At 62.0% G+C, this 21,697-nt stretch carries 18 protein-coding genes and 1 pseudogene; 12 read left to right on the top strand and 7 right to left on the bottom strand.

The features are described 5' to 3' along the window. Nucleotides 1-108 precede the first annotated feature (108 nt). Nucleotides 109-918, bottom strand: coding sequence for an N-formylglutamate deformylase (hutG, locus tag LXE91_RS32865; RefSeq protein WP_039370813.1), 810 nt, complete (start codon nucleotides 916-918; stop codon nucleotides 109-111). Between the two features lie 17 nt (nucleotides 919-935). Further along, complete coding sequence (locus LXE91_RS32860) at nucleotides 936-1,901, bottom strand: LysR family transcriptional regulator (protein ID WP_039370814.1); 966 nt, start codon at nucleotides 1,899-1,901, stop codon at nucleotides 936-938. A gap of 178 nt (nucleotides 1,902-2,079) precedes the next feature. Here LXE91_RS32860 and LXE91_RS32855 point away from each other — a divergent pair, with 178 nt between their 5' ends. The 9 genes from LXE91_RS32855 to LXE91_RS32815 all read left to right on the top strand — a co-directional run bounded on the left by LXE91_RS32855 (nucleotide 2,080) and on the right by LXE91_RS32815 (nucleotide 11,917). Further along, the gene (locus LXE91_RS32855) at nucleotides 2,080-3,264 is read left to right on the top strand and encodes an NAD(P)/FAD-dependent oxidoreductase (protein WP_039370815.1); all 1,185 of its coding nucleotides are present in this window, start codon (nucleotides 2,080-2,082) and stop codon (nucleotides 3,262-3,264) included. 27 nt (nucleotides 3,265-3,291) lie between these two features. Then, nucleotides 3,292-4,071 carry an electron transfer flavoprotein subunit beta/FixA family protein gene (locus LXE91_RS32850; RefSeq protein ID WP_095145753.1) on the top strand — a complete coding sequence of 260 codons (780 nt, stop codon included), beginning with the start codon at nucleotides 3,292-3,294 and terminating at the stop codon, nucleotides 4,069-4,071. Continuing rightward, on the top strand, nucleotides 4,068-5,012 hold the full coding sequence (locus LXE91_RS32845) for an electron transfer flavoprotein subunit alpha/FixB family protein (RefSeq protein WP_039370816.1): 945 nt from the start codon (nucleotides 4,068-4,070) through the stop codon (nucleotides 5,010-5,012). The genes LXE91_RS32850 and LXE91_RS32845 overlap by 4 nt, the downstream gene beginning before the upstream one ends. After that, nucleotides 5,009-5,674 carry a HutD/Ves family protein gene (locus LXE91_RS32840; protein ID WP_039370817.1) on the top strand — a complete coding sequence of 222 codons (666 nt, stop codon included), beginning with the start codon at nucleotides 5,009-5,011 and terminating at the stop codon, nucleotides 5,672-5,674. The genes LXE91_RS32845 and LXE91_RS32840 overlap by 4 nt, the downstream gene beginning before the upstream one ends. A 21-nt stretch (nucleotides 5,675-5,695) precedes the next feature. After that, nucleotides 5,696-7,369, top strand: coding sequence for an electron transfer flavoprotein-ubiquinone oxidoreductase (locus tag LXE91_RS32835; RefSeq protein WP_046196805.1), 1,674 nt, complete (start codon nucleotides 5,696-5,698; stop codon nucleotides 7,367-7,369). A 403-nt stretch (nucleotides 7,370-7,772) separates the two neighbouring features. Continuing rightward, complete coding sequence (locus tag LXE91_RS32830; protein ID WP_039370820.1) at nucleotides 7,773-8,591, top strand: molybdenum cofactor biosynthesis F family protein; 819 nt, start codon at nucleotides 7,773-7,775, stop codon at nucleotides 8,589-8,591. A 79-nt stretch (nucleotides 8,592-8,670) separates the two neighbouring features. Next, complete coding sequence (locus LXE91_RS32825; RefSeq protein WP_039370822.1) at nucleotides 8,671-9,972, top strand: NAD(P)/FAD-dependent oxidoreductase; 1,302 nt, start codon at nucleotides 8,671-8,673, stop codon at nucleotides 9,970-9,972. A 34-nt stretch (nucleotides 9,973-10,006) separates the two neighbouring features. Next, nucleotides 10,007-10,375: a cupin domain-containing protein gene (locus tag LXE91_RS32820; RefSeq protein WP_039370824.1), complete on the top strand. Its 369-nt coding sequence runs from the start codon at nucleotides 10,007-10,009 to the stop codon at nucleotides 10,373-10,375. 54 nt (nucleotides 10,376-10,429) lie between these two features. After that, a complete protein-coding gene (locus LXE91_RS32815; RefSeq protein WP_039370826.1) occupies nucleotides 10,430-11,917 on the top strand; it encodes an aldehyde dehydrogenase family protein in 1,488 nt (495 codons plus the stop codon). A 70-nt stretch (nucleotides 11,918-11,987) separates the two neighbouring features. On the opposite strand, the gene LXE91_RS32810 is transcribed toward LXE91_RS32815, so the two are convergent. From LXE91_RS32810 to LXE91_RS32795, 4 genes and pseudogenes are all read right to left on the bottom strand, one after another. Then, nucleotides 11,988-13,220, bottom strand: coding sequence for a porin (locus LXE91_RS32810; protein ID WP_046196806.1), 1,233 nt, complete (start codon nucleotides 13,218-13,220; stop codon nucleotides 11,988-11,990). A gap of 337 nt (nucleotides 13,221-13,557) precedes the next feature. After that, nucleotides 13,558-14,262: a helix-turn-helix transcriptional regulator gene (locus LXE91_RS32805; RefSeq protein WP_157644905.1), complete on the bottom strand. Its 705-nt coding sequence runs from the start codon at nucleotides 14,260-14,262 to the stop codon at nucleotides 13,558-13,560. A gap of 20 nt (nucleotides 14,263-14,282) precedes the next feature. Beyond that, complete coding sequence (locus LXE91_RS32800) at nucleotides 14,283-15,722, bottom strand: APC family permease (protein ID WP_039353641.1); 1,440 nt, start codon at nucleotides 15,720-15,722, stop codon at nucleotides 14,283-14,285. Nucleotides 15,723-16,183: 461 nt separating this feature from the next. After that, nucleotides 16,184-16,951 (bottom strand): annotated as a pseudogene (locus tag LXE91_RS32795) (methyl-accepting chemotaxis protein); the annotation flags it as partial. Nucleotides 16,952-17,842: 891 nt separating this feature from the next. Between LXE91_RS32795 and LXE91_RS32790 the strand changes: the two are divergent. The 3 genes from LXE91_RS32790 to LXE91_RS32780 are packed head-to-tail and all read left to right on the top strand — an operon-like array spanning nucleotide 17,843 to nucleotide 20,656. Then, nucleotides 17,843-18,949 carry a sigma 54-interacting transcriptional regulator gene (locus LXE91_RS32790; RefSeq protein ID WP_082139457.1) on the top strand — a complete coding sequence of 369 codons (1,107 nt, stop codon included), beginning with the start codon at nucleotides 17,843-17,845 and terminating at the stop codon, nucleotides 18,947-18,949. Between the two features lie 53 nt (nucleotides 18,950-19,002). After that, a complete protein-coding gene (locus LXE91_RS32785; RefSeq protein ID WP_039353638.1) occupies nucleotides 19,003-20,400 on the top strand; it encodes an MFS transporter in 1,398 nt (465 codons plus the stop codon). Nucleotides 20,401-20,419: 19 nt separating this feature from the next. Continuing rightward, nucleotides 20,420-20,656 (top strand): DUF7661 family protein, encoded by a 237-nt coding sequence (locus LXE91_RS32780; protein ID WP_039353636.1) that lies wholly within the window; start codon nucleotides 20,420-20,422, stop codon nucleotides 20,654-20,656. Between the two features lie 38 nt (nucleotides 20,657-20,694). Here the strand turns inward: LXE91_RS32780 and LXE91_RS32775 are convergent, their stop codons facing one another. Continuing rightward, the gene (locus LXE91_RS32775; protein WP_157644906.1) at nucleotides 20,695-21,663 is read right to left on the bottom strand and encodes a TauD/TfdA family dioxygenase; all 969 of its coding nucleotides are present in this window, start codon (nucleotides 21,661-21,663) and stop codon (nucleotides 20,695-20,697) included. Nucleotides 21,664-21,697: the final 34 nt, after the last annotated feature.

Genomic DNA, 21,697 nt, shown 5'->3' with positions numbered 1-21,697 from the left:
CCGGGTGACGACCCACCCGCTGCGTGTTACGGGTGCGGCTCCAAGCCAACTTCGGTGCAACGTCGCACTGATACGGGAACCACGGTTACGAAGATGTATCAGTGACCCTTATGCTGCGATCGGCGGCAGTGTCGCCAGTGCATCCAGCGCTGCGCAGATCATCTGGCGCACCGTCGGCTGCACGCGCGCCGCGCGCACGGTGTCGTAGGCGAATGGGAAGGCTTCGTCCATGTATGTCGACTGGCACATCTCCAGCTGGATCGCGTGCACACCGTGCGACGGCCGGCCGAACGAGCGGGTGATGAAGCCGCCCTTGAAGCGTCCATTGGCGACCGACGTGAACGGGCTTGCGGCGGCCTCGCGCTCGACCGCGGCCTGCACGGACGGCGCGACGGTCCTGCCGTCCTGTGTGCCGATGTTCAGGTCCGGCAGCTTGCCGTCGAACAGCCGTGGCAGTGTGCCGGCAATGGAGTGCGCCTCCCACAGCAGCACGTGCCCGTGACGCTCGCGCAGCCGTGCCAGCTCGGCCGCCAGTACCGTGTGGTACGGCTGCCAGTACGCGTCGACCCGACGGCCTTTCTCCGTCGCATCCGGTTCGTATCCTTCGCGATAGACGGGCTCACCCCGAAACGTTTCGGTCGGACACAGTCCCGTCGTCGTCTGGCCGGGGTACAGGCTCTCGTCGTCCGGCGGACGATTGAGGTCGATCACGTAACGCGAGACCGTGGCACCGAGCATCGTCGCGCCGAGCGTGGTCGCGAACGCATACAGCCGTTCGAGGTGCCAGTCGGTATCGGCGAGTCTCAGCGCGCGGTCGGTGTATGCATCGCGCAACGGCGCGGGTATCGCCGTTCCCAGGTGCGGAATCGAAATCAGCAGCGGCGCATCTCCGCGTTGCAGCGTATATAGGTCACTCATCGAGCGCTCCGTACAAATCAAAGCAATGCATCTTCGGGCAACTGCGGCACGGCACGCGCGAGCGCGGGCCGGATCGAATGGTCGAGTACGGCGCGCGTCAGCTCGACGATCTCCGTGACGAAGTCCTCCCACTCCCCCTGCCGATGCAGGAGAAAGAAATCCCGCCGGCCGAGCCGGCCGGACGGCAACGGCACGACCACAACGTCGCCGAGGTAATGGCGCGCCTGCCACAGGCACAGCGGCGTCGAGATCGCGAAGCCAAGTCGAGCGGCAACCAGGCTCAGCAGCGGGTCGGTCGCGTCGAATTCGAAGCGCCTCGGGCAATCGATGCCGAGATGGCGCGCGAATCGCTCGACCTGCTGGCCGATCACCGAACGCGCGGTGTAGCGGATCAACGGCAGTTCGGCAGCCAGCGTTCGCCAGTCGACCTTCGGGCGCCCGGCCAGATGCGCGCGCGCGACGACCGCGACGAAGGCCTCCGAGAACAACGGCACCTCGACGATGCGCGCATCGCTGAGCGTGGTCTGCGTACATACGACGACGTCGATCTCCCGGTCGTGCAACTGCTTGCTCAACCCCGGCGTGATGCCCGACCACATCGAAATCTGCCGCGACGTGCCCGACACCGCACGGATCAGCTCCGGCCCGACCGTCGCCGCGAACGAATCGACGCAGCCGAGCCGCACGGGCAGCCGCCCCGCGTCCGACGCGTCGCCGACGCGCGTGCTGACCATCTGCGCATGCTCGAGCAGCGGACCGGCCAGTTCCAGCAAGGCCCGGCCGGCGATATTGGGGCGCGGCGGGCGGCTGTCACGATCGAACAGCACCGTCCCCTGCTCGCGCTCGAGTGCGGAAACCGCCTGGCTGATCGCGCTCTGGCTGACGCCGATGCGCCTGGCCGCGCCGGTCATCGAACCGGTCTCGCACACGGCGACGAAGGCCTGCAGCGCACGCAGGTCGATGGGCGGTGGGGTACGTCGCATAGCGGCTCCAGTGGCGGCGGGACGGCCGTTCGGCAATACGGGACGAATGGTGCGCCGGTTCGGCCTGCCCGGGCGCTGGATGAGCGCTTCCGGGCACGTTGCATAAGTTTGCCTAATACAAAATTCGGCGCCGCCGCGGCTCCCTAGAATCGGCTCGTCGCCTACCCAGAGGGAAACCATGAGCCACTTCGACTTCATCGTGATCGGCGCCGGCGTGATCGGCACGTCGGTCGCGCATCATCTTGCGTCGCTTGGTGCACGCAACGTACTCGTCATCGAACGCGGCATGATCGGCGCCGGCACCACGTCGCAATCGTCCGGCCTGCTGCGCACGCATTACTCGGTGCGCCAGAATGTGGAGCTGGCGCGCTCGTCGTGGTCGGCCTTCAATAACTTCGCCGAGTACGTCGGCGACGACGAGGCGTCGTGCGGGCTCGTCAAGTGCGGCTACATGATCTGCGCGCCGGAGGGGGCGAAGCTGGAGCCACTGCGCGCGTCGCTCGACGCGCAGCGCGCGATGGACATCGAGGTCCAGTTGCTCGATCGCGACGAGGCACGCGCACGCCTGCCGATCGCGCAGTTCGACGACGCGGCGCTGATCGGCTTCGAGCCGGAAGCCGGCTTCGCCGATGCTTACCTCGTCGCGACGAGCTTCGCGAAGTCGGCACGCCGGCGCGGCGTGAAGATTCTCGAAGGCACGACCGTCACGGGCGTCGTGCGCGACGGCCGCCGCATCGTCGGCGTCGACACGAGTGCCGGCCGCTTCACGTGCGGCACGCTGATCAGCACGCAAAACATCTGGACGCCGGAACTGTCCGGCTGGATCGACGTGCCGCTCCCCGTCAAGCCGGAACGGCATACCGTGCTGGCGCTCGAATGCGACGCACGTTATTCGTTCCAGATGCCGGCGTTCAAGGACCTCGGCTCGCCCGGCATGCTCTATTACCGCAGCTACGGCGGCAGCCAGATGCTGGTCTCGGAGGGCATCGTCGGCGAAACGCTGAACGCGCCCGAAACCGAACAGGGCGACATCTCGCTGGATTACGTCGCCGAAGTCGGCGCGCAGGTCGCCGAGCGTTTTCCCGCCTACGAGACGGCCGGCCTCGCGTCGTCGTGGACCGGCGTCTACGACGTGACCCCCGACTGGAACCCCGTGCTCGGCAACGTCGGCGACCTCGAAGGGCTCGTCGTCGGTTTCGGCTTCTCGGGCCACGGCTTCAAGTTGTCCCCTGGAATCGGCCGGCTGCTCGCGCAACATGCGCTCGGACAGCCGACCGACGTGTCGCTCGCCCCGTACGCGCTCGAACGCTTCGCGACCGGCGCCCTGCTCACCGGCAAGTATGGCCTCGGCGCCGTGTCCTGATTGTCATCCTTCCGACGAGATATTCCCATGCCCCTGAAGATACTGGTGCCCGTCAAGCGCGTCGTCGATCCGAACGTGCGCGTGCGGGTCGGCTCCGCCGGTTCGATCGAGACGACCGGCCTCAAGATGTCCATCAATCCGTTCGACGAATGCGCGCTCGAAATGGCGCTGCGCCTGCGCGAAGCCGGTCATGCCGCACAGGTGAGCGTCGTCACGTGCGGCCTGCCCGCCTGTCAGGACGTGCTGCGCACCGGACTCGCCATGGGCGCCGACGACGCGATCCTGATCGACACCGGCGACACGAGCGCGTCGCTCGACTCGCTGGGCGTCGCGCGGCTGCTGCACGCGTACCTCGGCACGTCGCCGTACGACCTCGTACTTTGCGGCAAGCAAGCGATCGACGACGACACCGGCGGCGTCGCGCCGATGCTGGCCGGCCTGCTCGGGTGGCCGCAAGGTCTCGACGCGACCGCGCTGTTACCCGACGGCGACGGCTGGCGCGTCACGTGCGGCGACGACAGCGGCACCGCGACCTGGCGGCTGGCCGGACGCGCCGTCGTGAGCGCCGACTTGCGCCTGGCCGAACCGCGCCGCGTGACGCTGCCGAGCATCGTCAAGGCCAAGCAGAAGCCGCTCGCGATCGCTCCCGCCACTCGATTCGCGGTCGATCTCGCACCGTCGTCGCGCGTGGTGCAACTCGACGAGCCCACCGTACAGCGCTCGGGTCGCCGCGTGGCCGACATCGACGCGCTGATCGCCGCGCTCGCCGCACACAATGTCTTTGCCCATACAGGAGTCTGCGCATGAGAACGCTCGTTGTCGCCGAAGCCGCGGCCGACCATACGCTGCCGGACGCGGTTCGGCGCGTCGTGACTGCCGCAACGGCATGCCGACATCCCGTCGACGTGCTGGTACTCGATCCCGCGACCGCCGCGGAAACTGCGTTGATCGACGGCATCGACCGGGTGCTCCGGCCCGGTCTGCCAGACGCTTCCGGCACCGTCACGCCGGAAAGTCTCGCCGCGTTGCTGGCCGAGCTGGCACCGCGCTACACGCTGATCGCGGCGGCCCATCGCACGCTGGGCCGGAATGCGTTGCCGCGGGCCGCGGCGCTCACCGGTGCGGCATTTGTCGCGGACGTCACCGATATCGCGAACGACGGGCGCTTCGTGCGCGGCTGGTATGCAGGCAGCATCGTCGCCACCGTCGAAAGCGCGCGCGAGACCACCTTCGCGACCGTGCGCGCATCGTCGTTCGCGGCAGCCGGTGCGCGAACCGAACCGGCACCGATCGATTCCGTAGCTGCCCCGCCCGCATTCACCGCGACTACGCTGGTCGAACGCAACGGCACCCAGACGGCCGGCATCGATCTCGTGAATGCACCGATCGTCGTATCCGGTGGGCGTGGGCTCGCGTCCAGCGAGAACATGGCGCGGCTCGGCACGCTCGCGTCGCGTGTCGGCGCGGCCCTCGGCGCATCGCGCGCGGCGGTCGACGCCGGCTACGCGCCGAACGCGATCCAGGTCGGACAAACCGGCAAGACCGTCGCCCCCGACGCCTATCTCGCGTTCGGGATCTCGGGCGCCATTCAGCACCTCGCCGGCATGAAGGACTCGAAGTTGATCATCGCCGTCAACAAGGATCCGGATGCGCCGATCTTCGCGTTTGCGGACGTCGGCTTCGTCGGGGATCTGTTCGACGTGATGGCCGCACTCGAACGTCACGTCGATGCCAGGGGTGGCGCATGACGAACCCGGATTCCGGGCAGAACGGCATCGGGCGCGCGCCTGCACTGCGTTCCTCCACCGGGTGGGCACCGTCGGCATCGCACTACCCGTCCATCCGATTCATCGATTGCGCACAAGTCGAGTCAGAAGCCTGGGCAAACGGCGCCGGCGTCACGCGAACGCTCGCAAACCGCATCGACGCCGACGGTAACGTCGACTGGCGTATCAGTCTCGCCACGCTCGACAGGTCGGCCCGGTTCTCGCAGTTTCCGGGCATCGACCGGATACTCGTACCGGTCGACAACACGAGCGTCGAACTCCGCACGCAGGACGGACATCTCGTCGCCCACCCGATCGTGCCAGCACATTTTCCCGGCGATTTGCCGGTGTGGACGACCGATATCGTGCGGCCCACGCACGTGCTCAATGTCATGACGCGCCGTGTCGCCTGCCGCGCCATCGTAACCGTGGCGACGCATTCGCGTCGCATCACGCCAGCGCCGACGCATCTGCTGATTTGCGCGGCCGGTCAATGGCGCTTCAGCAGCGCGTCGCTCAGCACCCAGACGCTGCTGCCGATGCATGGCCTTTGGCTCGACGGCCGCAGCGAGGAACTCGATCTGCAGTCCGACGCACTTGACTCCCGCCTGATCTCGATCGCAATCGAGCCAGTCGAACGCTAATCCCAGCTCCTTTATCCGCTCATGTCTCACGTTTCGCTTATCGAACAACACGGCCCGCGCGAATCGATGGAATACGACGTCGTGATCGTCGGCGGCGGCCCCGCCGGGCTGTCGGCGGCGATCCGGCTCAAGCAGCTGGCCGCCGAGAAAGGCACCGAGATCGGCGTGTGCGTGCTCGAGAAGGGTTCCGAGATCGGCGCGCACATCCTGTCGGGCGCGGTGATGGACCCGCGCGCGATCAACGAACTGTTCCCCGACTGGAAGGAACGCGGTGCACCGCTCGACGTCGAGGTGACGGAAGACCGCTTCCTGTTCCTGTCCGAGAAGAGCGCAGTCACCACGCCCAACTGGGCGCTGCCCGCCAACTTCCAGAACCACGGCAACTACGTGATTTCACTGGGCAACGTCACGCGCTGGCTTGGACAGCAGGCCGAGGCGCTGGGCGTCGAGATCTTCCCCGGATTCCCGGCTGCCGAGATTCTCTACAACGACGACGGCTCCGTGAAGGGTGTCGCGACCGGCAACATGGGCGTGGGCAAGGACGGCGAGCCGACCGAGAACTTCCAGCTCGGCATGGAGCTGCACGCGAAGTACACGCTGTTCGCCGAAGGCTGCCGCGGCCACCTCGGCCGCCAGCTGATCTCGAAGTTCAAGCTCGACGCGAATGCGGAACCGCAGGCCTACGGGATCGGCATCAAGGAACTGTGGGAGATCGACCCGGCCAAGCACAAGCCGGGCCTCGTGATCCACACGGCCGGCTGGCCGCTGAAGTCGGATACGTACGGCGGCTCGTTCCTGTATCACATGGACAACAACCAGGTCGTGGTCGGCTTCGTGGTGGGCCTCGGCTACACGAACCCGTACCTGTCGCCGTTCGAGGAATTCCAGCGCTACAAGACGCACCCGTCGATCCGCGCGTTCCTGGAAGGCGGCAAGCGCGTGTCGTACGGCGCGCGCGCGATTACGGCGGGCGGCCTGCTGTCGCTGCCGAAGACGGTGTTCCCGGGCGGCGCGCTGATCGGCGACGACGCGGGCTTCCTGAACGCGTCGCGGATCAAGGGCAGCCACGCGGCGATCAAGACCGGCATGCTGGCGGCCGACGCCGCATTCGACGCGGTGCAGGCCGGCCGCCAGTCGGATGAGCTCAACGCGTACCCGGACGCGTTCAAGCAGTCGTGGCTGTACACGGAGCTGTACCGCGCGCGCAACTTCAAGCAGTGGATGGCCAAGGGGCTGTACCTCGGCACGCTGATGGTCGGGCTCGAGCAGAAGGTGATGGGCGGCAACGTGCCGTGGACGCTGCACCACAAGCATGCGGACCACGAGATGCTGAAGCCGGCGTCGCAATGCCAGCCGATCGAGTATCCGAAGCCGGACGGCAAGCTGACGTTCGATCGCCTCTCGTCGGTATTCATCTCGAACACGAACCACGAGGAGAACCAGCCGGCGCACCTGACGCTGAAGGACGCGAACGTGCCGGTGAACGTGAACCTGCGCACGTACGCGGGGCCGGAGGGGCGCTTCTGCCCGGCGGCGGTGTATGAGTTCGTGAAGAACGACGACGGCAGCGACCGCCTGGTGATCAACGCGCAGAACTGCGTGCACTGCAAGACCTGCGACATCAAGGACCCGACGCAGAACATCGTGTGGGTCACGCCGGAAGGTGGCGGCGGGCCGAATTATCCGAACATGTAACTACCGGAACGCGCCGCCGTAAACTGAACGGGGCGCCGTATTACGCAGCGCCCCGCTTGCATTCATCGTTCGACGGTCCGCTCCGGCTCCCCATCGACATCGAACCCGAATTCCCTGCATCGCCGGTTGCAAGCCTTGGCGACATACCCGAGGCCGCGGGCCACTCGCCCCGTCAGTCCCGGTTCAACGCCTCTTCCCACCTCTTGTCAAAAAATCATCCTTTTGGTTGATTCAATCAATTTCCGCGACTACCTAGAATCGGCTCGATCCTATTCGACAACATGATTCGAAGCACTCGTCGCTCCTTCCCTGGTCGCGCGTTGCCCAATATCCGTTTCCCGTAGCGGGATCGATTGTGCAATCGAACAGGCAGATGCAGCGATTCCTGCTTCAAGGAGGCCCCATGGATTACAGCATTACCCAAGCGATCGAGAACCACCAGTTCGTTCCCGTCGACGAATGGCCAACGCTCGAGCAAATGGCTGACGGCTTCGCGGAGCACAAGTATCCGCGCACCTCGGTCCTGGCAGGCGTACGCGAAGTGTTCCGCTTCGACAACGGTTGGCTCATCGAGCACCACTTCGTTGACGAAAACACGCTCTCGTGGAAGCTGCTGGAAGGAGAAGGCGCGGGTGCGAGCGGGACGCACACGTACGAAGCCATGGAAATCCGCCCGGGCGTGGTATTCGTCGAGTTCTTCAAGGACGGCTTCGACGAAAGCGTGACCCTCGTCTGGAAGCTCGAAAGCGGCAACCTGTTCGCCGCCGTCTCGGGCTTCGTCGATCGGAACGGCGAGAAACGCACCACCACCGCCTATCAGACCGCGACTGTCGACGGAAAGCCCGGCGACGCACCTATTCGCCAGTCCTCCTCCCTGGTCGGCAAACGTGTGCTCTATCGCTACAGCTCGGACGACTGGTACGAACACGTCTATTTCGGCCGCGAGGTGATGGCCTGGCATTGCGTCAACGGCGCCGAAGTCGGTGTGGCAGACGTCGAGAAGTGCGCCTACTTCGATGTCGCGCCGGACCTCCACATCCTGTTCTGGACAGAGACCATCATGCCGGTGGAGTCGATCGTGGTGATCGATCTCCAGCGCATGCGTTCTACCGGCCGGTTCTTCTGTTGGGATCCCAAGCCGAACCGGATGGTCCACCTGACGTTCGGCTCGAAAGCGACCGTCCTCAACGATACGGCCTATCCGACCACGTTCGCGGAGTGAGACTCGGGAACCGGCAGTGCCCCCTCGCGAATCGATGAACCGGTTCACCCGCCCGCCAACGTAAAACGAACAGCCACCCATGCATGTAGACGAAACCGCGACCTACTACACGGCAACCACCAAGTACGCATTGAGCTTCCCGTCGCTGGAAGCCGATCTGGAAACCGACGTCGTGATCATCGGCGGCGGGTTCTCCGGTATCCACACGGCACTCGAACTCGCCGAGCACGGGCTCACCAATACGGTCGTACTGGAAGCCCGACATCTCGGATACGGTGGCTCGGGCCGCAACGGCGGCCACGTCATGGTCGGCGTCGGGCACGATCTGGACGGCATCAGGCGCGACGTAGGCGAGGACGGCTTGAAGGCGATCTTCGCACTCAACGATCTGGGGCCACAGATCATGCGGGAGCGTATCGCCCGGTACGACATCCAGGCTGACATTCGCAGCGGTTATGGCTATCTGGCCTTCAATGCGCGCCAGGCACGCACGCTGCAGCAATGGCAAGCCGAATTTGCGTCACTGGGATCGCCACACGAAGTCCGCTACCTCGAAGGCGGCGAAGTGAAGCAAATCATTGGCTCGGATGTCTATCATGCAGCGCTCCTGCATAACGGCTGCGGCCACGTTCATTCGTTGAACCTGCTGTTGGGCGAAGCACAGGTCGTATCGGAGCGCTACGGTGTGCGCATTTTCGAACACAGCCCGGCTCTGCAAGTCACCTATGGCGATCGCATCCATGTCCGCACGGCGAAGGGCAGCATCCGGGCGAAGCAACTGGTATGGGCCGTGGACGGCTTCAACAACCGCATCGAGCCCGAACTGCATCGAAAGACACTCGATGTCTGGGCGTTCAATTCGGTTACCGAACCGCTGCCGGCCGCGCTGATCGAGCAAATCAGCCCGATCCGTGGTGCGTACAGCGATATCCGGCCCGTCATCGATTATTTCCGTGTCACCAACGACAACCGGCTGATGTTCGGCACCGCGCACCAGTTGCTCGAATACATGCCAAGCGACCTGTATGCGTTCTGCCGGGCTCGCATGCTGCAGATCTTCCCGTACCTGACCGACGTCAGGATAGACATGGCATGGGGCGGCCCCCTGCCCTGCAGCCTGAAACTCTTTCCGCAACTCGGCACGCTCGTCGACCGCCCCAATGTCTTCTATGTACAGGGCTACTCCGGTTTCGGCGTCACGCCCAGCCAACTGCTCTGCAAGATCCTGGCGGAAGGGATCATGGGCGGCTCCGAGCGCTACCGCCTGCTGAGCTCGATTAGCCATGCCTCGATCCCCGGCAAGGATCATTTCCGCGCGTTGCTGGTCAGCCTCGGCAAGCTCGCCCATCAGACGTCCGGCTATTTCCACGGGCGCCGTTGAGCCCCACTCGAACTTTCCCGTTCAGGAGTACACCATGTCCATGATTCCTCTCCAGCAAGGCAAAACCATCGCCGAACTCGCTTCGATCGGCAGCCTGACGGCGCTCGGAGGCGAGATTCTCGAGGGCGGCGACGTGCAAGCGTACGCACACAGTACCTACGGCACCTTCACGGACGCAGTCAATGCAGGCTATTTCGGTACCGGCAAGGGCAAGTACCGCCTCGTCTACCCGTTCTCGGAGCAGGCGACGATCATGCACGGTGAAGTGCGCATCACCGATGAATCGACGGGCGAGACCCGGCACTTCAGGGCCGGCGATTCCTGGTTCGTCACGAAGGGCACATCGACTGTCTGGGAAGTCCTGACCGACAGCTACACGAAGCATTTCCTGCTGTTCGCCTGACGACACACCGGTACTTCGCAGCACTCGTCAACATCCATTTTCGGTGGGTTCTCCATGACAGCGATTTCAATTCTGCCGGAAGTCACGGCCTTTCTTGCCCGCCGTCACGGGCACTACATCCACGGCCGTGCCGTCGAAGGTCGAGGTGACCGCATCGCGGTCGTGAACCCCTCGGACGAACAGGAAATCGCCGATATTGCCGACGCGACGCGCGACGACGTCGATGCAGCGGTGGCGTCGAGCCGGGCTGCGTTCGAAGGCGCCTGGGGACGGACTACACCGGCCGAGCGGGCGAATGTCCTGCTGCGGCTGGCGGATCTGTTCGAGAAGCATCGCGAGGAACTCGCGCAAATCGAAACCCTGCAGTCGGGGAAGATCATCCAGATTTCGCGCGCGTTCGAAGTCGACCAGGCCATCGGTTTTCTCAAGCACTATGCCGGCGCCGCCACGCGCATCCACGGCGAAACCATCACGCCCTCGCTGCCGTCGTTCAACGGCGAGCGATACAGTGCATTCACCCGGCGCGAGCCGGTTGGCGTGGTCGTCGGCATCGTGCCGTGGAACTTCTCGATCCTTATCGCAGTCTGGAAATTCGCGTCTGCGCTCGCGACCGGCTGCACCGTCATCATCAAGCCGAGCCAGTTCACGCCTTTGACCCTGCTGCGCATCGCCGAACTGGCTACCGAAGCCGGTGCGCCGGCCGGCGCGCTTAACGTCGTCAGCGGCGGCGGCAATCCCGGGCGCTGGCTGATCGAACACGAAGGGACGGCCAAGGTCAGCTTTACCGGCTCGGTGCCGACCGGCATTGCAGTCGGTCGCAATGCGATGGACGCCAAGCTCACGCGGGCGACGCTCGAACTCGGCGGCAAGAATGCCGTTGGATTTCTAAAGGACGTCGACGCCGACAAGGCCGTGGCCGGCATCCTCGAATCCGGCTTCGTTCACCAGGGGCAGGTATGTGCCGCCGGCGAGCGCTTCTTCCTGCATCGCTCGCGTCTCGACGAGGTGCTCGAAAAGCTCAAGCACGCGCTGGCGGGCCTGCAAATCGGCGACCCGATGGACGAACGCACCCAGTTCGGTCCGCTCTCGAACCGCGCCCATTTCGACAAGATCGTCGACTTCTTCGATCTGGCACGCAGCGAAGGCAGCACGATCGCGTTCGGCGGCCAACCGCTCGACCGCACCGGCTACTTCGTGACACCGACCGCAATCCTCGTCGACGATCGCCGCGCGAAGATGCTCAGCGAGGAAACCTTCGGCCCCATCGCGACGTTCCTGGCCTATGACGATGAGGCAGAACTCGTGGACCTGTTCAACGACACGCCGTACGGGTTGGCGGCGAGCCTGTGGACCAACGACCTGGGCAAGGCGATGAACCTGATTCCTCGAATCGAAGCAGGCACCGTGTGGGTCAACATGCACACGTTCCTCGATCCTGCGCTGCCCTTCGGCGGCGTCAAGGCATCGGGTATCGGCCGCGAGTTCGGCTCGGCCTTCATCGACGACTACACGGAACTGAAGTCGGTCATGATCCGGCACTGAAGAACACCGGGCATCATCCATTCAAGGACCGGCGCGGCGAGGCACCGGCCCTTTTGCATTCATGCCGCGATCAGAAGGTGTGCTTGATTCCAACCGATACGGCCACTTGCGACGAGGCATTTGCGCTACCCACATAGGCCAACTGTGCGTAGTTTCGCATCGCGCCGGTCAGCGGGTCGATGCCCAGACCATCGCCTGCCATCTTTTCATAGTTCACCGTCGCGTACAGGGCGGTCCGCTTGGAGAGGTTGTATATGCTGCCCACGCTCACCTTGTGAATGTCGGTCCGCGAATCGGTGGCCGATATCTTCGCAAGCGTGTAGCTGTACGCGATGCCTGCCTGCAGCGCCGGCGTCACGTTATAAAGCGCGCTGGCTTCAGCCGTGTCGAATCGAATATCGCTGACCGGCCCGGCAATCGCCGTCAGGTAGCGGCTGCCCAGCAGCGTTGCCTGCGTGACTGTGGCCGACAGGGTCAACTTGTCGAACGCATAGCTGGCGCCCGCTCCGAACGTGCGCAGCTCGTCGCTGTCGTGCATACCGCAGTAACTCGACGGACTTTGCCCGCAACTCAGTTCGCCGATATACGCAGCTTCTCCACGTAGCCCGGCTGTCAGCGGATTGCGCATCGACAGATAACCGGCCGCGGCCGAGAACGGACCGTTCGAATAGTTGATCGCCAGCGCCCATGCGCGGTTTGTCGCGAATGCGCCGGCCTGATTGCCGAAGCTGAACGTACCGCCAAACGACAGACCGGAAAAGCTCGGGCTCAGGTATTTCACGGCATTGTTGACGTTGAAGGCTGCATTGAGATTGTCGATATCGCCGAAATGCGCGCCAGCAGGCCCCGCCCAAGTGTTGCTGACCGCGAACGGCCCCAACGCATCGGTATACGAATCGAACTGCCGCCCTAATGTAAGCGTACCCCATCGGTCCGATTGAATTCCAACGATGGCCGTCGCGTCGAACAATGCATTCTGCTCGAACAGCGCACCATTATTCGAGAGGAAATAGTTCCTCAGGTCGAAGACGGCGTTGTATCCCCCTCCCAGACTCTCGGTACCTTTGAACCCGAGGGTGGTCGGGGCGACGTTTCCGCTTGTCATGCTCCACGCTTGCTTTCCGGCGACGCCACCCGCCACCGATTGCTGCTGATTGTTGACGTACGTGATGCCGGTGTCTATCACACCGTATAGCGTGACGCTGCTTTGTGCGTAGGAACTGCCGCAGACAAGCATTGCCGCAACCGCAATCGCTCCACCCCTGCCTCCGTGACATGCCAGATCGAAAAGACATGCTTTCATAAGTAGTAATCCTTATCTTTTTCTGGGCGCGTGCCTGACAGATTTTTGCCAGCCCCCCGCCTGTCTGACTTTGCGGACTAACCGCACTATCTCGCAGCTAGCCGCCGATTCAGCGGAACGGATAATCGTTCTGCCGAATCGATTGTCCTGCACCGATCCACTAATCCGACATCAACCGTTTGGTTGATTTCGCGACCTGGACGGGTAAACACTTAACGGGATTGGCGCGGAGAAGACCGCGAAAGCGGAGAGCCGATACGGGCGTAGCGGAATGATGAAGCGCGGAAGGGATGAGTGGCATGTTGCTGCCGGGCGGCATAAGCCACGGCAGCGAGCATCAGTGGAAACCGTACTCGGACAATTTCGACACGAGTGTCGAGCGATTCGACACTCCGACCTTGTGGAAAATCTTCAGTACATGGGTCTTGACTGTCGCCACGCTGATGTGGAGGCTCGACGCGATATCGTTGTTCGTGGTCCCCCGCATCATCAAATCGACCACATCGATTTCACGCGACGACAACAGGAAGCGTTGCGCAGCCTCCCGCTTTAGGGCCGGCGTACCGCGCGTGCACGCCCGGCAAAGATTGAATTCGATGTACGGCTGCATCACATCGACTGCAGACAGGATCGCCGCATCGTCATCGCACTCGTGAAGCAGCAGCGACATGCCGCCAACCACGCGTCGTTCGCTCCGAAACAACATCTCCACGACATCGGTATAACCATGTGCGCGGAGGAATCGAACGTAATGCTGATCTTCCGGACAGTGACCGACTCGCTGCGTCAGCATTGCGCTGCGCAAGTCCGACAGGGCGACCCGATGGATTTCGAACGGGTCGTACTTGCACATGCCGGTTTCGTACTGGCGATGGAATGTCTCGGGCACCTCGTGGCGCTGAAAATTGCAATAGCCGGTATCGTCGTCGACAAAATAGAACGCCACCGCCCTAACCCCCGTTGTCCGCGCCACGAAGTGAATGGTCTCTTCCGCAAAGCGCGAGTCCGCCGAGAACTGATTCCGCCGCCCCGCATTCGTCAACTCGCACTCGTGCATTTCAACTACACCTCGCTCAATAAACGCCCCAGATTCGCGTACAGCGCCGGGCGAGCCGACCTGAGCCACATCGCAAACGCGGCACCGACGACCGCAACCGCCAGGGTCGCGAACGGCACCAGACGCGCGACGATCGAATCGCTGCCGCTGAGCAGGTCGATATGCGCAAATATCTGCCACAGACAGAAAAACAGCCCCAGCGACGCCAGCGCAGGCGCCACGAGCCGCTGCCAGATCGACACGCCACGGCCATTCTTCCAGAAAAAACCCACCACGGCCAATGAAGCGAAACCCTGAACCGCGACGATGCCGACCGACGCCACGACGCTCGACCAGGGGAGCACGCCCAGCAGCGGATCGACATGCTTCACGGCGCAAACCGCCAGCACCACCAACGCACACGCCGTCTGCACCGTACTGGCGACATAGGGCGTTTGCTGCGTTGCATGGGTACGCGCCAGGACGGGCCAGATCACGCCCTCTCGAGCAAGCGAGAAGAAGTAACGGGAAATCGTATTATGAAAGCTGATCAAAGCGGCGAGCAGGCTCGTGATCATCAGCACGCCCATTACATCGGCCGCCCATCCGCCAACCAGCTTTCCCGTCATCGTAAACCACATGTTGCCCGGATCCTTCCCGGCTTGCGTGATCGCGTCGGCCGGCCCGTAGGCGGTGATGATCATCCATACCGAAACGGCATACAGGCACATGATGGCGGTAATCGCCAAGTACGTTGCGCGCGGGATACTGCGCACTGGATCTCGCGCCTCTTCAGCGTAGATCGCCGTGGTCTCGAAGCCCATGTACGAGCCGACGACGAACACCAGGGACGGTCCGAACCCTGCGGTGAACACTGTCGACGGTGAAAACGAACTCAGCGAAAATCCCTGAGGCCCTCCATGGCCGACAACCGCGGCATCGAAGATCAGGATGATGGCGATTTCGCACGCCATGAGCACACAAAGGAACTTGCCGCTGAATTCGACGTTGCGGTAGCCAAAGTAGTGCACGACCAGCACCACGGCTGCAGCCGAGGCCCACCACGGCACATGCACCGCAAAGTGGGCTTCCAGCGACTGACTGATGAAGAAACCGACCAGCGCGTAGCAAGCGAGCTGCATCGCGTTGTAGGCCAGCAGCGCGAGAAACGCGCCACCGACGCCCGCAGGCCGGCCAAGGCCCGTCGCGATGTAGGCATAGAACGCCCCAGCGTTTTTCACGTAACGGCTCATGGCGGCGTAGCCGACACTGAAAAGCAGGTAAATCAGGCCAGCAAATACGAATGTGCCGGGAACGCCAATCCCGTTGCCGAGACTGATGCTCACTGGTATCACGCCGACAAGCGCGGTCAACGGGCCGTTGGTTGCGATGACAAGAAATACGATCGACAACATACCGAGCGCGTTTTTCCTCAGCGCTGGCTTGCTTTGGACGTTTTCATTCATTTTCGACTGTCTCCTGAATTCACGACCTTCTCAGCAAGGCCGGATTGAGACAATTCTTCAAAGCCAAATCACCGCACACAATCAACCGTTCGGTTGATTTTTCCTTTCAATTTCGATACACCAACCTACGCCGCCTGCTCTCGTCAGCGGCAGCGTGCGAGCGGCAAAAGCGCGAACGACGACCAACCCGTGAACCGCACCGGATTTTGTGGGGCTTGAGCGCATGAGAGCCTAGGGTTTTCCCTAAAACCCGAACGCAAAACGGTGCGCCTGATGCGCGAGCAAGGTAGCGACCTCCATCGATGCGGACTTCAATCGAATTGGTCGCGCGGACCGCTTTTTGCCGGTGTAATAGTCAGCGCTCCCATCTTCATCGCCCACAGCGATGAACAATGTAATGGCACTTTTTACCCGACCGTTTAGGACCATTGGGAGCCTCAAAGGTGATTTTGGAAGAATGCTCAGTCTATTGTGAATCTGCCAATGTTCGACGCCAGCGCATCTGCCTGTGTCTGCAAAGCGGCAGATGCAGCTGCCAACTCCTCCACCAGCGCCACGTTCTCCTGGACCATTTCGTCGAGCTGCATGAGTGCTCGATTAACCTCCTGGATACCGCGTGTCTGCTCGGTCGCCGAACGCGCAATGCCCGAGACGACGGACCGGACGTCGGCAGCGCCGGCGACAATTTTTCCCATCGTCTCACCGGCCTGGTGCACCAACGCCGCTTCCACGCGGGACACCGCTTCCTCCACCAGCTGCTTCACTTCGCGCGCAGCCTGCGCGCTGCGCTGGGCCAGACTGCGAACTTCGTGGGCGACGACGCCGAAGCCGCGCCCTTGATCCCCCGCACGCGCAGCTTCCACAGCCGCATGGAGTGCGAGGATATTGGTCTGGAACGCGATGCCGTCGATGACGCTGATGATCGCGCCGATCCGATCGGACGCTGCCTCGATCTCGTTCATCGTTCCGACCGCGTCGGCAACTACCTCCCCGTCACGGAACGCCATCTGCGTCGCGATGCCAGAGCGCTGGTCGGCCGCCAGCACGGCCGCGGCCGACCGGTCCACCGTACCGGAGATCTGTTCCATCGACGCAGCCGTCTGCTGCAGGCTCGCCGCCTCCGACTCGGTGCGGGACGACAGGTCGCTGCTCGCTGCGGCAATCTCGTTGGCCGCCGCCCGCACGGATTCGCTCGCGCCGCGTATCTCCAGCATCACGTGCTGCAATTGTAGGAGTTCACAATCAATGCTAGCCGTGCCCAAAGGAGTGCTAGCAATGTTCACTAATACTGCTAGCGTAGTGTTTTGCTCAGCCTAAGCGGTGGGCATCGATAACGTGATTTCGCCCGCAGCGCGGCGTCGAAATTCGGAGCTCTGGCGAAAATCGATTGCGGAACAGTCTCGAGCAGGCTGTGGTGCACTCGGCAGTTGTCGGCTGACGGATCGAGCCACTCCCTCTTCCACCGTGATGCAGTGACATCGGCGTCGTTCAGAACAAGACATCTGAAGCAATACACCAAGTACTTCTGGTCGAAGACCCACTCATGCGGCGTCTGGATCATGCTTAGAATGCCGTCGTTGAGCCGCGCAACGCGAGATAGACGACTCAGGGTTGGGGATGGAACTGGGGGAAAGAGGATCAAGCCGGCCTTGGTCAGGCTAGGCATCGCTACGCCTGCGCCCGATTCCCAGATCAAGTCTACGCTCGTCTGATACCGCGCCGCGATTCGACCCAACCAGCTACCAAACGCATCTTCCAGAAAGGGGCAAGGTGCGATGGGCCACGGCCTGTGGGTGTCGGACATGCGCGCGGGCAACTCGTTCAAGGTGAGCGATATCGATGCACTCGTCATCGTTCCTGATCGCCAACTCTGCTGCATTCAGCATGGCCGAGCGTGGACAATTTAACCAGTGCGGCCTTAAGCAGCGCGCTGGCAGCACCAGATCTCTGTCTGGCAGGAGCACTTGCGATGACGGCTACCCAGATGGTGTGAATTATGCCACCCAAAACAGAATCTACGAAATTACAACCAATCTTAATATTTACATATCACAATTGATTATTTGAATATCGACAAAGCATTTGTATGATCAAAGCGATCAAGTCAAATCGAAAACCCCATGAATGCAACTGATCGTCAACCTTGCGATGAGCTGGAGTCGAACAGGACTACAATTATCCGCAGTGAAAGATCAGAAAAAATATGCGTCGAAGGAATCCCGGAGTCGGTACGGTTAGCTTTGGTCCGCTTGGCGCCAAGCAAGCTTCCAATCCTAATTGGAGGCGAAACCGGCACCGGAAAGGAAGTCGTAGCGCGATTCATCCACGATGCGAGCGGCCTGCCCGGCCCATTCGTGGGCGTGAATTGCGGTGCGATCAGCGAACAGCTTGCCGACTCAGAGCTGTTCGGACACGAAGCCGGATCATTCACAGGGGCAACGAGTCGACAAAAAGGCTGGTTCGAAGCGGCTAATAACGGCACCCTGTTTCTCGATGAAGTGGGGGATCTAGCGTCGCCTCTCCAAGTGAAGTTGTTGCGCGTGTTGCAGGAAGGCGAGTTGTTCCGGGTCGGCTCCCGATCGCCGATCACGGTCAACTTGCGAATCATCGCTGCGACCAATGTTGACCTCGACGACGCAGTCGTCGCTGGCGTGTTTCGGCAGGATCTCTTTTATCGTCTCAACGCAGGCCAGGTCTATCTGCCGCCGCTTCGAACCCGCCCGGGAGACATTCCATTGCTGGCAAATCATATTTTGCGAAGCGCTACACTTGCGACGGGCAGGCAATACGCGACGCTCACCGTCGCAGCACTTTCCAAATTGTGCGCATACTCATGGCCTGGCAACATTCGCGAACTCGCCAATGTCCTACATCGCGGATTGATCGAATCCAATGACGGAGTGATTCATCCCGAGCACCTCCACATCCATCAGGGTCTCGGCGACACGCCGCAGCGCAGCAGCGCCGCGGCGACCCATTCGCCTCCGCAGGCCTCCGGAACGCCAAGCGGCGTCGAACCTCTCGATGTCATTCGCGCGGAGCTGGAGCGACTGCTCGTAGCCTCACCGACGAATCTTTTCAATAGTGTCGAAGCGCTGCTGGTCAAAACCGCACTCCGGGCCAGCGGAGCGAACCAAGTTCGCGCGGCTCAGTTGCTCGGCATCACCCGCAGCGTCATGCGTACCCTGTTGACTCGTCATAAATTTATCGATGACCAACAAAAATAAGTCATTCGGATTCGAATTGATATCATCTGGTTCAATCTTACCTGGGATATAGCATGCGAAAGTCTCAAGCGTTCGTCATTCCACTAATTGCCGCCAGCTCGTTGCTAATGGAACAGATCGACGCGACAGTCATTTCCACTGCAATACCGAAAATTTCTGCGACATTAGGTGTAAGCGCACTCGATCTCAAGATGGCCATATCGGTTTACCTGATTGGCGCCGCTGTATCGATTCCGGTGTCGGGGTGGATCGCTGGCCGGTTCGGCACAAGAACCACTTTTCTTTGGGCAATGGCCATCTTCGTCGGTAGCTCGATTTTATGTGGTTCGTCATCGTCCTTCGGCCAATTTGTCGGCGCTAGGCTACTGCAGGGCGTCGGGGGCTCCGTGATGACGCTGGCAGCTCAGATGATTGTGTTGAAAACCATTGCGAAGACGGATACCGTTCGGGTGCTGAGCTATCTGTCGATTCCGGCCTTAATCGGGCCCGTACTAGGACCACCGATCGGTGGCTTTATCGCTACCTACTTTTCCTGGCGCTGGATCTTCCTCATCAATGTGCCGATCGGTCTTGCTGGCATGGTGGCGGCCGCCTTGTGGATCAAGAACAATCGTGACGAGCATAGCTTGCCGTTCGACTGGCCGGGTTTCAGCCTCGCGGCGTCGGGTCTCGCTCTGACCATGTTCTGCGCCGCGACGCTCGCTCAGAGTTTCATCCCGGCCCCAGTGTCGCTCACCATCGGCGGCATCGGTATCGCCGTACTCTTTGCCTATCAAGCACACGCTCGACGTACACCGCGCTCACTGCTGCATCTCGCACTCTTGCGTATTCCAACATTTCGAATTGGCGTACTCGGTGGCGCCTTCGCCCGCGTAGGCCTGGGCGCAACACCATTCCTGCTCCCCCTGATGTTGCAACTTGGCTTCGGCCTGACGCCTCTCAAATCAGGGTTGCTGACCTGTGTGCCTGCGGCTGGATCGATCCTATTGAAGACCGTGGCGCCGCTCGTGTTGGGGCGCTATGGCTTTCGCCGAGCATTGCTGTGGAGCATCCCATTGTCGTCCCTATCCATCGGTCTGCTCGGATACATGACGCCGGCCACACCTTACTGGATCGTGGTGGCCTTGCTTTTCGCGGGCGGATGTGCGCGATCGCTTCAGTTCGCCGGCCTGAATACACTCACCTATGCTGACATCCCGGCCAAGGAAGTGACCCATGCAAGCAGTCTGGCCACCGCCTTCCAGCAATTTTCACTGAACCTTGGCGTGTCGGCCGGCGCGCTGTTCCTCGCCGGGTCAGGATGGGCACAGGATCATCGAGGCATAGCCGTGCTGGATTTCTTGCCGGCATTTGTCGGCGTCGCACTTGTCTGCCTCTGCGCGCTGGTGTTGGCCGGACAATTGACGTCGGACGCCGGCTCGCAACTCACCAATTCCCGTAAATCGGCCTGATTGGCTTTCCCTCCCCATCATGAATAACACGTATCGATTCAACGTCTTCGGAAGAATGGTGACGATCGTTCGCGAGGCCGCCCAATGGCGCGCATTCGATCTCGGCGTCGATGGCAAACGCCGACCGGCCGACTTCCAGATTCCCGATTTCGTTCACGGCCACGAGTTGCGGCAATACCTCGAAGACCTGTTCCATGAAAATGCTACCCCCGAACGCGAGGGCGTTCTGCAGATGCCGTCGTCAGGGCAGCCGTAAGACATTCTCCGCGCATCGACATTGCGACAACGGCGACGTTATGCCACCTTGTCCGTTTCGTCTGTTCCGAGATGTGCAAAGAGTCCCGCATAAAGCATGCGTTGGCCGGTGAAAGGGCGTCGTCCGTGAAGGCAGAGTACATTGTCCAGTATGAGGAGATCCCCGGCCTGCCACCGGATTTCCAGCTCAGATGCACGCAAGACGTCCCATATGTGGCGAACGTCTTCGTCAGCAACAAGATTCCCGTCAGCATGTCGAACGCTGTTGAGCATTTCGGGGGAAGCGCGCAGCGCGCGGGAAATCCGCAGCAGATTCGTCGCGCGCGCATCTTCGCGCGCCCATTGCTCCATACAGGCCGGCGCAAAGTAATGTGCCTGATTGAACCACAGCCGTTCGCCAGTACGCGCATGAACCCGCATCGCCGGAAGATGTCCGTGGTGCACGCGCAATGCGCCGTTCGACAGCCAGTCGCAATCCCAGCCCCGACGCGCGCAGGCTGCCACTGCGACACTTGGATCGCGCGTTGCGAATACGGCTTGCCACGACTTGGAAACGCCACTCGCCAGATGAATCGAACCGTCCGGCGGCAGAACCCGCGTGATATTGACGCCGCCTTCATCGAAACGTTTCAAAACGTCTGAATCAATACGCTTCGTTATGGTTCGCGCGCTCGCCAGCGTGGTCGCACCGCCTTCGTTAGCGGGCGTAGCGCAATAGAATGCCAGCACTGCCGGATAGATGGGCAAATAGGCCATCTCCTGGTGTAGCGCCACGCTGTACGTGCCCGGAAGATCAGTTGCGGTGAATACTCGCGGTCCCAACCGCGTTCTCGGGGAACTGCCACCCACGTAGTCGTCCATACCTTGACCAAGAGCGGTAAATACCGCACCGACGTGGTCTTCCGCTGCGATGCCGCACAATCCCTTCAGGAGTACGGCCCCATGAGCGTCAAGCGCCGCACGAAGCTCAGGGAGTGCCTCCTTCACCCAGCCGACGATGTCTCCCAAGTCGTATTGCGCACGGATACTGAAGTCCCATACA

It is taken from the genome of Burkholderia contaminans, from assembly GCF_029633825.1.
Taxonomy (GTDB): Bacteria; Pseudomonadota; Gammaproteobacteria; order Burkholderiales; family Burkholderiaceae; genus Burkholderia; species Burkholderia contaminans.
Note: the sequence above shows the minus strand (reverse complement) of the source record. Positions and strands in the feature narration are given on the sequence as shown.

Coding starts and splice junctions, on each gene's coding strand:
- LXE91_RS32800 (WP_039353641.1), bottom strand. CDS start 15,722: ATGAATGAAAACGTCCAAAGCAAGCCAGCGCTGAGGAAAAACGCGCTC.
- LXE91_RS32790 (WP_082139457.1), top strand. CDS start 17,843: ATGAATGCAACTGATCGTCAACCTTGCGATGAGCTGGAGTCGAACAGG.
- LXE91_RS32810 (WP_046196806.1), bottom strand. CDS start 13,220: ATGAAAGCATGTCTTTTCGATCTGGCATGTCACGGAGGCAGGGGTGGA.
- LXE91_RS32855 (WP_039370815.1), top strand. CDS start 2,080: ATGAGCCACTTCGACTTCATCGTGATCGGCGCCGGCGTGATCGGCACG.
- LXE91_RS32825 (WP_039370822.1), top strand. CDS start 8,671: ATGCATGTAGACGAAACCGCGACCTACTACACGGCAACCACCAAGTAC.
- LXE91_RS32835 (WP_046196805.1), top strand. CDS start 5,696: ATGTCTCACGTTTCGCTTATCGAACAACACGGCCCGCGCGAATCGATG.
- LXE91_RS32830 (WP_039370820.1), top strand. CDS start 7,773: ATGGATTACAGCATTACCCAAGCGATCGAGAACCACCAGTTCGTTCCC.
- LXE91_RS32860 (WP_039370814.1), bottom strand. CDS start 1,901: ATGCGACGTACCCCACCGCCCATCGACCTGCGTGCGCTGCAGGCCTTC.
- LXE91_RS32780 (WP_039353636.1), top strand. CDS start 20,420: ATGAATAACACGTATCGATTCAACGTCTTCGGAAGAATGGTGACGATC.
- LXE91_RS32845 (WP_039370816.1), top strand. CDS start 4,068: ATGAGAACGCTCGTTGTCGCCGAAGCCGCGGCCGACCATACGCTGCCG.
- LXE91_RS32840 (WP_039370817.1), top strand. CDS start 5,009: ATGACGAACCCGGATTCCGGGCAGAACGGCATCGGGCGCGCGCCTGCA.
- LXE91_RS32815 (WP_039370826.1), top strand. CDS start 10,430: ATGACAGCGATTTCAATTCTGCCGGAAGTCACGGCCTTTCTTGCCCGC.
- hutG (WP_039370813.1), bottom strand. CDS start 918: ATGAGTGACCTATATACGCTGCAACGCGGAGATGCGCCGCTGCTGATT.
- LXE91_RS32820 (WP_039370824.1), top strand. CDS start 10,007: ATGTCCATGATTCCTCTCCAGCAAGGCAAAACCATCGCCGAACTCGCT.
- LXE91_RS32850 (WP_095145753.1), top strand. CDS start 3,292: ATGCCCCTGAAGATACTGGTGCCCGTCAAGCGCGTCGTCGATCCGAAC.
- LXE91_RS32785 (WP_039353638.1), top strand. CDS start 19,003: ATGCGAAAGTCTCAAGCGTTCGTCATTCCACTAATTGCCGCCAGCTCG.